This is a genomic window from Streptomyces sp. NPDC051738 (genome assembly GCF_044453205.1).
Lineage (GTDB): Bacteria > Actinomycetota > Actinomycetes > Streptomycetales > Streptomycetaceae > Streptomyces.
On sequence record NZ_JBITCM010000028.1, the window covers coordinates 104,054 to 114,615 of the forward strand.

Here is a 10,562-nt window from a genome sequence, read left to right on the forward strand (position 1 = left end):
CTGTCAATGACAACAATGGTGACGACGCCAACAAAGATGGCACCGCCAACATCAAGCTACGATGGTGCGCATGCCCGAGAGCCGCCCCTACCACCACGGAGACCTGCGCGCCGCCCTGCTCTCCGCCGCGGAACGCACCCTGCGTGACAAGGGCGCCGCCTCCCTCTCCCTGCGCGAACTGGCCCGCGAGGTCGGCGTCAGCCACGCCGCCCCCGGCCGCCACTTCAAGGACAAGCAGGCCCTGCTGAACGCCCTGGCCCTGGCCGGGTACGAGCGGCTCGCCCGGACACTCGACTCGGCGGACGACCCCGCGCTCCCCCTGGAGCCCCGCCTCTCGGCCCTGGCCCGGGCCTACCTCACCTTCGCGATCGACAACGCCGAGCTCCTGGAGCTCATGTACGCCCGCAAGCACGAGCCCGACGCCTCGGAACAGATGGCGGCGGCCGTCGACCGCACGGTCGGCTCACTGGCGCGCGTCATGGCGGACGCCCAGCAGCGCGGCGAGATCATCGAGGGCGACCCCGAGTTCCTCAACCTCGTCACAGGCGCCGCCCTCCACGGCATGGCCGCCTTCATCGCGGGCGGCATGCTGACCCCGGAGACGGCCCTGGGCAGCGTCGACGGCCTGGTCCACCACCTGCTCCACGGCCTCAGGCCCCGCTGACGGTTCGACGCGATACGGGCACCGCAGCGCCGCCGGATCAGGCGGGGCCGTTTCGGCGCGGGTCAAACCAGGGCCAATTCCCGATCATCCCCCGGCCACCCGTCGCCCATCCCCCGCCCATTGCCGCGCCATCGATCGGCAATCCCCAACACCCCTGAGCAATGGGGAAGTCAGGATTCCGAAACCCACCTTGTTGTCACGTACCCAACAAGCGACAGTCATCGGCGGGCCGCCGCCCCCGCCGGGAACCGCACCGGCGGACCCCCCACCCGCAGGCCTCTTCACCCACTCACAGGAGGCTGTACGTTGCGTACGACGACCCCCAACTCCCCCACACCCCCCAGAAGATGGCGCCGCCTCACCGCGGCAGCCGCCACCGCCGCCGCACTCGCGCTCGCCGGACTCGGCACCGCGACCACCGCGACCGCCGCGAGCACCACCCCGCAGACCCCCTCGGCCACGAAGGTCACCTGGGCAGCCACCCCGTGCGCCACGCCCAAACACAAGGGCGACCTGGCCTGCAACTCCGTCCGCGTCACCGGCGGTGTCACCGCCTTCGAGAAGCAGCGGGCGGCACAGAACGGCGTCACCCCCAAGGCCGCCGACGCCACCAGCCCCTCCGGCTACGGCCCCTCCGACCTCCAGGACGCCTACGGCCTGACCTCCGCCGCCGCCTCCGAAGGCTCCGGCGAGACCATCGCGATCGTCGACGCCTACGACGACCCGAACGCCGACGCCGACCTCGCCAAGTACCGCTCGCAGTACGACCTCCCCACCTGCACCACGGCCAACGGCTGCTTCAAGAAGGTCGGCCAGACCGGCTCCACGACCTCCCTGCCCACCGCCGACAGCGGCTGGTCCCAGGAGATCTCCCTCGACGTCGACATGGCGAGCGCCATCTGCCCGAACTGCGACATCCTGCTGGTCGAGGCGTCCTCCGCATCCATGGAGGACCTGGGCACGGCCGTCAACGAGGCGGTCAAGCTGGGCGCCAAGTTCGTCTCCAACAGCTACGGCGGCTCGGAGGAGTCGTCCGACCCGTCCTACGACTCGGCGTACTTCAACCACCCGGGCGTCGCCATCACCGTCAGCGCGGGCGACTCGGGCTACGGCGCCGAGTACCCGGCCGCGTCCCGCTACGTCACCGCCGTGGGCGGCACCAAGCTGTCCACCTCCTCCAACTCCCGCGGCTGGACGGAGAGCGTCTGGAAGACGAGCAGCACCGCAGGCACCGGCTCGGGCTGCTCCGCGTACGACGCCAAGCCGAGCTGGCAGACCGACACCGGCTGCGCCAAGCGCACGATCGCGGACGTCTCGGCCGTAGCGGACCCGGCGACCGGCGTCGCGGTCTACGACTCCTACGGCGTCACCGCCGGCTGGTACACCTTCGGCGGCACCAGCGCCTCCGCCCCGATCATCGCGGGCGTGTACGCACTCGCGGGCACGCCGTCCAGCAGCGCCTACCCGGCGCAGTTCCCGTACGCCGCCGCGGGCACGTCCGCCCTCAACGACGTCACCTCGGGCAACAACGGCACCTGCTCCACGTCGTACTTCTGCACCGCCCGCAGCGGCTACGACGGCCCCACCGGCTGGGGCACTCCGCAGGGCGTGGCGGCCTTCACCGGCTGACCTCCCGCTGACACTCCGTCACCAACCCCGACAGCAACGGGCCACGGCACCCCGCCGTGGCCCGTTCGCGCTGCCGGGATAGCCTTCACCCGCAGCACACCGGCACGACCACTCACCCGACCGGCCGTCAGAAACGGCACCCGGCGTGAAGAAGGCTAACGACGGAACCACACGACGGGTTCCGCTCAGGCCTCATTGCCCGGCGTGACCTGCCGTGATACACAGAGTGACCGTACGGGCCATTCGTACGAATCCCGCCCATCAATGACGCCAAGTCGACATACGACGGCGACAATATCGGCGAGAATGAGGTCTGACCTCTGCGCACCGCAGGGGACTGCGGAACTACCCGACAGGGGCGGTGACTTACATGCTCTTTGCGGCCGATAAGGGCGACATCAACACCATCATCGGCGGGATCGCTCCGGACTGGGGCCCGTTCGGGGCACTGGGGAACGAAGCGAAGACGATGATCCAGGTCGTCATGGCGGTCGCCATCCTGATCTGCCTCGGCATCGCCATCTGGGGCGCGGCCAAACAGCGCATCGGCGCCACGGCCCTGCGCGACACGTTCAGCGCCGAGCAGGGCAAGGGGCTGATCGTCGCCGGTCTGACGGGCGTCTTCATCATCGGCTCACTGGGCACGCTGTTCACCATCGTGTACGGCATGGCCGTCTAGCCACCGCCGTCTCCTCCGCCCCCTAGTCCCCCACCCACCCGTCGTGTTCACCGGCTGAGGTTGCGTTTCCCTGATGTCGAGTCACCACACCGCGCCCATGCGGGAACCAGCACGGCTACCGTCGTACTCCTACGTGTTTCCGTCCGACGTCGAGGGGGCGTACGCGGCATGAGCCAGGGAGACGACCGGGAATCCTCCGGCGGTTACGGAGGCACAGGCCAGACCCGCACCCGCCTGCCCGAGAGCGGCGGTGACGTGTACGGGGGCGCGCGGCGAGGCGGCCGCTCGTCGTCCCGGAGCCTGGTCACCGTGGTCGGCGTGGTGGTCCTCCTCATCGCAGCGATCGCCTTCGCGAACCGTGGAGGCGACGACTCCGGTTCATCGAACGGGGACGAAAACCAGCCGAAATCTTCCGCCACGGCGGCGAGTGGGGCGCGGCCGGTGGAGGGGGAGGTCGGGGGGATTCCGGCGGGGTTCGCGCACGATGCACAGGGTGTGCAGAGCGCTGCGGCCAACTACGCGGTTTCGCTGGTCTCCGCCGACATCCTCAAGCCGGCCCGCAGAGCCGAGATCGTCCAGCAGGTGTTCGTCGCCGACAAGCAGACGGAGCTCGCGGCCAAGCTCGACCAGGCGTATTCCAAGGAGTTCCTGAGCAGCATCGGCCTGGACGAGAACGGCGACGCGACGGAGGGCAACACCTACGTCTCACGCACCGTGCCGGTCGGCACCAAGATCACGAGCTACTCGAGCTCCACAGCAACCGTCGAGGTGTGGTGCACCGGCGTGTTCGGCATGGCCGGGGAGAGCTCGACCAATCCGGCCAGCAGCGACTGGTTCACCATGACGCTCCAGCTTCGCTGGGCAAACAGTGACTGGAAGGTCGACAGTTTCTCCCAGAAGGACGGCCCCGCACCCGTCCCCGGGGACAACCGGGCGTCCAGCGCCGACGAGATGGCCAAGGCCGTCGAGGAGTACGGAGGCTTCACGTATGCCCGCTGATCCGCGCCGCGTACTCAAGGTCGCCGCCGCCTTCACCGCCGTACAGACCACGGTCGTGCTGTTGGCCGCGCGTGCCGTCGCCGCTCCCACACCCTCACCGACCCCGTCGGGTGACAACTGCGATCTCATCGTCGGCCCCGCCAAGGACTACTGCGAACAAGACAACGGCGGCTCAGGCACCGGCTCCGGCGGCCGCTCCCTAACCGACCCCACCGCCACCCTCGACCCCCTCTCCTCCCTCGCCAAGGGCTGCGCCGACGCCGCCTCCTGGACCGTCAAGCAGCTCAGCGAGGCCGTGCAGGAGACCGCCAACGTCGACTTCACGAACCCCAAGTTCCTCCAGCAGTACGCGGTCGTCTTCGCGGCGTCGACGATCCTGACTCTCCTCCTCTGGCTCCTGGCCGTGGCCAAGCGAGCCGTCAGGGGCGTCCCCCTCACCACCGCGATCTCCGAGGCGATCGGCTTCCTCTGGCTCACCGTCCTCGCGTCCGCGTTCACGCCGCTGATCCTCTACACGGTCGTATCGGCGACGGACGGCGTCACAGAGGTCCTGGCGAAAACGACCGGCGACCAGACAGACACGTTCTTCGGCACCTTCGCCGGCGCCCTGGAGAAGGGCGAGGACATCGGCGGCGGCCCGATCATGCTGATCGTCGTCTCCCTGGTCAGCATCCTCGCCGCCGGCATCCTCTGGCTGGAGCTCGTCATCCGCGCCGCCCTGCTCTACGTCGGCGCCCTCCTCGGCACCGTCGTCTACGCGGGCCTGGTCGACAAGAACCTGTGGGGCCACGTCCGCCGCTGGGCGGGCATCATGATCGCCGTCATCCTGGTGAAGCCGGTCATCGTGATCGTCCTCGGCCTGGCCGGCGCCCTGTCCACCGACGACGGCCCGAACGCCTTCTCGGCCGTCGTCTCCGGCCTGGCCATCATCCTGCTCGCCATCTTCGCGAGCGCGATGATCTACCGCTTCGTGCCCGGCTTCGGCGACGAGCTCGCCGGCTCCCGCAACAACCGCATCATGCGCGGCGCCGAGGGCAAGGCCGCCGCCGTCATAAGCTCTCCCGCGACCCTCGTCGCCCAGGGCATCAAGACGCACAGCTCCCGCGCGGACAACCAGGGCGGCTCAGGCCAGTCGAGCGGCGCCCGCCCCTCGAACCCCGCCTCCGGCGGAGTCGCCGCGCACAGTTCGCGCTCCTCGAACGGAGGCGGCGGATCTGTCCCCTCCGCCGCACCCGCACCCCGCTCGAGCAGCCCGATTAACACCCCCCACGCCGGCAACACCCGCAACAGCAATCGTTCAGGAGGTGACGGGCGTTGACGACGCAGTCCCACGTGTCCCATCCGGTCACGCCCCGCCGTACATATCTGATCGGCCGCGCCCGGCCGAACGCCGTAGTCGGCCGGAACCGTGAAACCGGCGAGATCGCGCTGATCATCGTCGGCGCGTTCCTCGGCATGATGTGCGGGCTCCTCGTCCCCGTCCTGTCCCTGCGCATCGTGCTGCTCACCGGCTTCCCGCTGCTCGCGCTGGCCGCGGTCTACGTGCCGTACAAGCACCGGACCATCTACAAGTGGTTCGAGATCAACCGCAGCTACAAGCGCACCCTCCGCCAGGGCACGACCTACCGCTCCGGCGTCATCGAGGCCGGCACCGGCGCCGACGGGCGCGAGGTCGAGGTCGGCCCGCCGCCGGGCATCGGCCGCATCACGTGGCTGGCCGCCCCGTTCGGGCCCGACGAGATCGCCGTACTCCTGCACGCGGACCGGCGGACCGTCACGGCCGCCATCGAGATCGAGGGCCCCGGCGTCGGCCTGCGCGACTCCGAGGACCAGGAAGCCCTCGTCGACCGCTTCGGCACCCTCCTCAAGCACGTGGCGAACGGCGACGGCTTCGTCACCCGCCTCCAGATGCTCGCCCGCACCCTCCCCGCCGACCCGGACGCCCACGCCAAGGACGTCGCCGTCCGCGGTGACGAGCGCACCCCGGGATGGCTGCAGGAGTCGTACGACCAACTCCAGTCGATGGTGTCGACGAGCAGCGAGCAGCACCGCGCGTACCTCGTCGCCTGCATGCACTACACCCGCGAACTGGCCGCCGAGGCCATGGCGATGGCCCGCGCGGCCCGCCCGCACGGCGGCAAGGTCGACCGCGACGCCGGTCTCGCGGTCGTCATGGCCCGCGAGCTGACGGACATCTGCTCCCGCCTCCAGGAGGCGGACATCCGTGTCCGCCAGCCCCTGGGCCAGGGCCGTCTGGCCTCCCTCATCCACTCCATGTACGACCCGGACCACCCGATCGACCACATCCAGGCGATGACGAAGCGCAACGCCTGGCCGGCCGAGCTGGACGCCATGGAGCCGACGTTCCTCCAGGCCAAGACCCGGGAGTCCTCCACACGCGCGCCCTGGTGCCACTCCACGGCCTGGGTGAAGGAATGGCCGATGACCCCGGTCGGCGTCAACTTCCTGGCGCCCCTCCTCGTCCACACCCCGGACGTCATCCGCACGGTCGCCGTCACGATGGACCTCGAACCCACCGAGATCGCCATCGAACGCATGCTGACCGAGAAGACCAACGACGAGGCCGAGGCCAGCCGCGCCGCCAAGATGAACCGCACCGTCGACCCCCGCGACGTCGCCGCCCACACCCGCCTCGACCAGCGCGGCGAGGACCTCGCGAGCGGCGCCGCCGGCGTCAACCTGGTCGGCTACATCACCGTCTCCTCCCGCTCCCCCGAGGCCCTCGCACGCGACAAGCGGACCATCCGGGCGTCAGCCGGAAAGTCGTATCTGAAGCTGGAATGGTGCGACCGGGAGCACCACCGGGCATTCGTGAACACACTCCCCTTCGCCACCGGCATTCGGAGGTAGGACCTGATGCGGGACCCGCTGTCCGTCCTCACCGACGCCTTCACGTCCTTCCTGTTCGGGAAGGTCGAGACCACCCGGCTGCCGGTGCGCACGTCCACGGGCCAGGCCCAGGCGGTGTACCTCCCGACCGCCGCCCCCGGCCTCGGCGACTCGGGCGTCATCATCGGCCGCGAGGTGTACTCCGGAAAGGGCTACATCTACGACCCCTTCCAGCTCTACGGCCAGCAGCTCCCCGCCCCCCACTGGCTCGTCCTCGGCGAGTCCGGCAACGGCAAGTCGGCGCTGGAGAAGACTTATGTCCTACGCCAGCTGCGCTTCCGCGACCGCCAGGTCGTCGTCCTGGACGCCCAGGGCGAGGACGGCGTCGGCGAGTGGAACCTCATCGCGCAGGAGCTGGGGATAACCCCCATCCGCCTGGACCCGACGGCGGCCCTGGACATGGGGATCCGCCTCAACCCGCTCGACCCGTCGATCACGACGACGGGTCAGCTCGCCCTGCTCCGCACGATCATCGAGGTCGCGATGGGGCACGGCCTGGACGAGCGCTCCGGCTTCGCCCTCAAGGTCGCGCACGCCTACGTCAACGAGACCATCATCGAACGCCAGCCGGTCCTGACCGACATCGTCGAACAGCTACGGCACCCCGAGCCGGAGTCGGCCGAGGCGATGAACGTCGCCATAGACGACGTACGGGCCTGGGGCCTGGACGTGGCGCTGGTCCTGGACCGTCTGGTCGACGGTGACCTCAGGGGCATGTTCGACGGCCCCACCACGGTCGGCATCGACCTCGACGCGCCGCTCATTGTGTTCGATTTGTCCCACATCGACCGCAACTCCATCGCCATGCCGATCCTGATGGCGATCGTCGGCGTATGGCTGGAACACACCTGGATCCGCCCCGACCGGAAGAAGCGCATCTTCCTGGTCGAGGAGGCCTGGCACATCATCAACAGCCCGTTCGTGGCCCAGCTCTTCCAGCGCCTGCTGAAGTTCGGCCGACGCCTCGGCCTGTCCTTCGTCGCCGTCGTCCACCACCTCTCGGACGTCGTCGACGGTGCGGCTGCCAAGGAGGCGGCCGCGATCCTGAAGATGGCGTCCACCAGGACGATCTACGCCCAGAAGGCCGACGAGGCGAGGGCCACGGGCCGCGTGCTGGGCCTGCCGCGCTGGGCGATGGAGATCATCCCCAGCCTCACCCCCGGCATCGCGGTGTGGGACGTCAACGGCAACGTCCAGGTCGTCAAACACCTGGTCACCGAGACCGAACGCCCCCTGGTCTTCACCGACCGCGCCATGACCGAGTCCTCCACCGACCTGACCGACGACGCCCTGCGCGCCGCCGAGTTGGAGGCGGAGGAACGGGCGGCGGCCTTCGTGGAGCAACACCTGGGCGACTCCGAATCGACGGTGGCGTAAGGGGGCAGCGTGAGACCGGACGACCGCCGCGAACACCGGGACGGCCAAGGGGGCATCCCCGACGGCCTGCTGATCGGCCTACTCGCCTTCCTCCTCGGCATGACCCTGCTGGTGTGGACGGCGACGGGCCTGGCGGCACTCTTCGCCCACGGCACCTGGCCGACCGAAGTCACCTTCACCCGCACGCCACTGGCGATGCGCTCCCTGATCGCCCACCCCCACGACATCCCCGGCGCATGGCCGGCCACACCCGCCGGTCAGCTCTCCGGCTACGGCCTGTTCTGGGGCCTGTTCATCGGCCAGTTCATGATCCTCATCGTGCTGACCGTGTTCGTGATGGGTACGGTGGCTCGCTGGCGGGTGGTCAGGAAGGCACGACACGCCGAGAAGACGGACCCGAGCGCAACGCCGGCCGGCAACGGCAGCGTGGAGCAACAGCCCTGGCTCCAAGCCCCTGTGCCCGCTCCTACGCCCCCGAAGGGGGAGGTACCGGCACCGCGGACCGCGGTGGAGCCGACGCGGACGCGGGACAGTGGTCACGAGACGCAGGCAGTACGTCCTGACGCGGGCCCGGCGATGACGGCCGCGGGGGCGACGGAACGCGGCGACGACGCGTTGACGGCCACCGAGCCCCGCAACCCGCTACTCACCGAACTCGAATCCGAACCCGAACCAGTGGGCCGGTGGGAAAAGATCCTCGTGGCCCCGAAGGAAGCCCGCCGGCAAACCGCCACCCAGGCACTACGCGACGCGGAAGGCGCGGCCCTCGTCGTCACCTCGAACCACGCCCTCTGGCAGGACACGAAGGACGCACGCGGCAAACTCGGCCCGGTCCTCCTCCACGACCCCGCCCACCTCTGCGACACCCCGGCCCGCCTCCACTGGTCCCCCACAACGGCCTGCGAGGACAAGCAGACAGCGGCCGCGAGAGCCACCGCACTGCTGACCCCGGTCCGCCCCACCTCCCGCCTCGACCAAGCCGTCGCCGACACCGCCGAAACGCTCCTGCGCAGCTACCTGCACGCCGCCGCCATCGACGGCCGCACCATCCGCCACGTCCACCGCTGGTCCCAGGGCAGCCAGATCCAGGACGCCGTACGCATCCTCCGTACGAACCCCAAGGCGGCCCCAGGGTCGGCCGGCGAACTCGAAGCGGCCCTCACCGCCCACCCCGAACGCCGCGACATGGCACAGGAGTTGACCAGCAGAGCGCTCTCCGCCCTCTCCACGGTCAACATCCGAGAGTCCTGCACTCCCAACCGAACTGATGCCCTCACCTTGGATTCCTTCATCCATGAAGGGGGCACGCTTTATCTGGTGGGTGAATCCATCGAGGACCCCCGAGCCAACCCGGGCGCCATGCCACTCCTGACGGCCCTCGCCGCAAGCGTGGTCGAGCGCGGCCGGCGCATGGCCGAACGGTCATCCTCCGGTCGCCTCGACCCACCAATGACGCTCGTCCTGGACGACGTCGCCGCCGTGGCTCCGCTTCCCCAACTGCCGGAGCTGCTGGCCGCCGGAGCGGACCGGGGTATGCCGACCCTGGCCCTGCTCCGGTCCCGGGAACAGGCCCGCTCCCGCTGGCCGCACGACGAACTCCCGGTGTAGCCGGTCACTCTCGTTCCAGGACGAACTCCAACTCCACCTCACCCGGGCGCTTCGCGAGCGGCACGGTCCGCCCACTCGGCACGAACCCCGCCCTGCGGTAGAAGGCCTGCGCCCGCCCGTTCTCCTCATGCACGATGAGCCGCACGCGCTCGACGCCACGCCCCCACGCCCACTCCAGGCCGGCATCGAAAAGCACCTCGGTCAGACCGATCCCACGGAGCTCGGGCCGTATGAACACCCCGACGACATGCCCCTGCTTCCGCTCGATCGGAAACCCGGCCCAGTCCGTCGCCCCGGGCTCCTCGATCAGCACGGTCAGCGTTCCCACCCATTCCCCGTCCGGCCCCTCGGCGATGAGCTGCTGCGTGCCGGACGCACCCTCGGCACCGCGGGCGGTGCGCTCCTGCCAGAAGGAATCCGGATGGGCCGAGGCCTCCTCGTAGCTCTCCAGAAAGGCGAGATGCGCCACGGGATCCTGCAACGAGGCAAGCCGTAGCGCCTTCGCCGAGGGCCATTCATCGGCACGCACGGAACGGATCTTGTAGTTCATGCCAGCCACGGTAGCCGAACGCAGAAAACCCCCGTACCAGTAATTGGTACGGGGGTTTTCTCAAATTTTGTTCGGCGGCGTCCTACTCTCCCACAGGGTCCCCCCTGCAGTACCATCGGCGCTGTAAGGCTTAGCTTCCGGGTTCG

The 10,562-nt window shown here is 69.6% G+C and carries 9 protein-coding genes and 1 rRNA gene; 8 read left to right on the plus strand and 2 right to left on the minus strand.

All coding sequences use genetic code 11. The features are described 5' to 3' along the window. The first annotated feature begins 61 nt into the window (after positions 1-61). From ACIA8X_RS42215 to ACIA8X_RS42250, 8 genes are all read left to right on the plus strand, one after another. The gene (locus ACIA8X_RS42215) at positions 62-664 is read left to right on the plus strand and encodes a TetR/AcrR family transcriptional regulator (protein ID WP_393452130.1); all 603 of its coding nucleotides are present in this window, start codon (positions 62-64) and stop codon (positions 662-664) included. 306 nt (positions 665-970) lie between these two features. After that, positions 971-2,293 (plus strand): peptidase S8, encoded by a 1,323-nt coding sequence (locus tag ACIA8X_RS42220; RefSeq protein WP_393452127.1) that lies wholly within the window; start codon positions 971-973, stop codon positions 2,291-2,293. Between the two features lie 370 nt (positions 2,294-2,663). Continuing rightward, the gene (locus tag ACIA8X_RS42225) at positions 2,664-2,972 is read left to right on the plus strand and encodes a hypothetical protein (protein WP_030950340.1); all 309 of its coding nucleotides are present in this window, start codon (positions 2,664-2,666) and stop codon (positions 2,970-2,972) included. A gap of 168 nt (positions 2,973-3,140) precedes the next feature. Next, entirely contained in the window at positions 3,141-3,971 is an 831-nt protein-coding gene (locus tag ACIA8X_RS42230; RefSeq protein WP_399460541.1) for a hypothetical protein, read from the plus strand. After that, the gene (locus ACIA8X_RS42235) at positions 3,961-5,289 is read left to right on the plus strand and encodes a hypothetical protein (protein WP_399460542.1); all 1,329 of its coding nucleotides are present in this window, start codon (positions 3,961-3,963) and stop codon (positions 5,287-5,289) included. The genes ACIA8X_RS42230 and ACIA8X_RS42235 overlap by 11 nt, the downstream gene beginning before the upstream one ends. Further along, complete coding sequence (locus ACIA8X_RS42240; RefSeq protein WP_393452118.1) at positions 5,286-6,842, plus strand: SCO6880 family protein; 1,557 nt, start codon at positions 5,286-5,288, stop codon at positions 6,840-6,842. The genes ACIA8X_RS42235 and ACIA8X_RS42240 overlap by 4 nt, the downstream gene beginning before the upstream one ends. A 6-nt stretch (positions 6,843-6,848) precedes the next feature. Beyond that, entirely contained in the window at positions 6,849-8,258 is a 1,410-nt protein-coding gene (locus ACIA8X_RS42245; RefSeq protein WP_393452115.1) for an ATP-binding protein, read from the plus strand. Between the two features lie 9 nt (positions 8,259-8,267). After that, positions 8,268-9,866 (plus strand): type VI secretion protein, encoded by a 1,599-nt coding sequence (locus ACIA8X_RS42250; RefSeq protein WP_399460543.1) that lies wholly within the window; start codon positions 8,268-8,270, stop codon positions 9,864-9,866. A 4-nt stretch (positions 9,867-9,870) separates the two neighbouring features. Here the strand turns inward: ACIA8X_RS42250 and ACIA8X_RS42255 are convergent, their stop codons facing one another. Beyond that, complete coding sequence (locus tag ACIA8X_RS42255; RefSeq protein ID WP_393452109.1) at positions 9,871-10,416, minus strand: GNAT family N-acetyltransferase; 546 nt, start codon at positions 10,414-10,416, stop codon at positions 9,871-9,873. Positions 10,417-10,485: 69 nt separating this feature from the next. Further along, a 5S ribosomal RNA gene (gene rrf, locus ACIA8X_RS42260) occupies positions 10,486-10,562 on the minus strand; the annotation flags it as partial.

Coding starts and splice junctions, on each gene's coding strand:
- ACIA8X_RS42215 (WP_393452130.1), top strand. CDS start 62: ATGGTGCGCATGCCCGAGAGCCGCCCCTACCACCACGGAGACCTGCGC.
- ACIA8X_RS42225 (WP_030950340.1), top strand. CDS start 2,664: ATGCTCTTTGCGGCCGATAAGGGCGACATCAACACCATCATCGGCGGG.
- ACIA8X_RS42230 (WP_399460541.1), top strand. CDS start 3,141: ATGAGCCAGGGAGACGACCGGGAATCCTCCGGCGGTTACGGAGGCACA.
- ACIA8X_RS42235 (WP_399460542.1), top strand. CDS start 3,961: ATGCCCGCTGATCCGCGCCGCGTACTCAAGGTCGCCGCCGCCTTCACC.
- ACIA8X_RS42245 (WP_393452115.1), top strand. CDS start 6,849: ATGCGGGACCCGCTGTCCGTCCTCACCGACGCCTTCACGTCCTTCCTG.
- ACIA8X_RS42255 (WP_393452109.1), bottom strand. CDS start 10,416: ATGAACTACAAGATCCGTTCCGTGCGTGCCGATGAATGGCCCTCGGCG.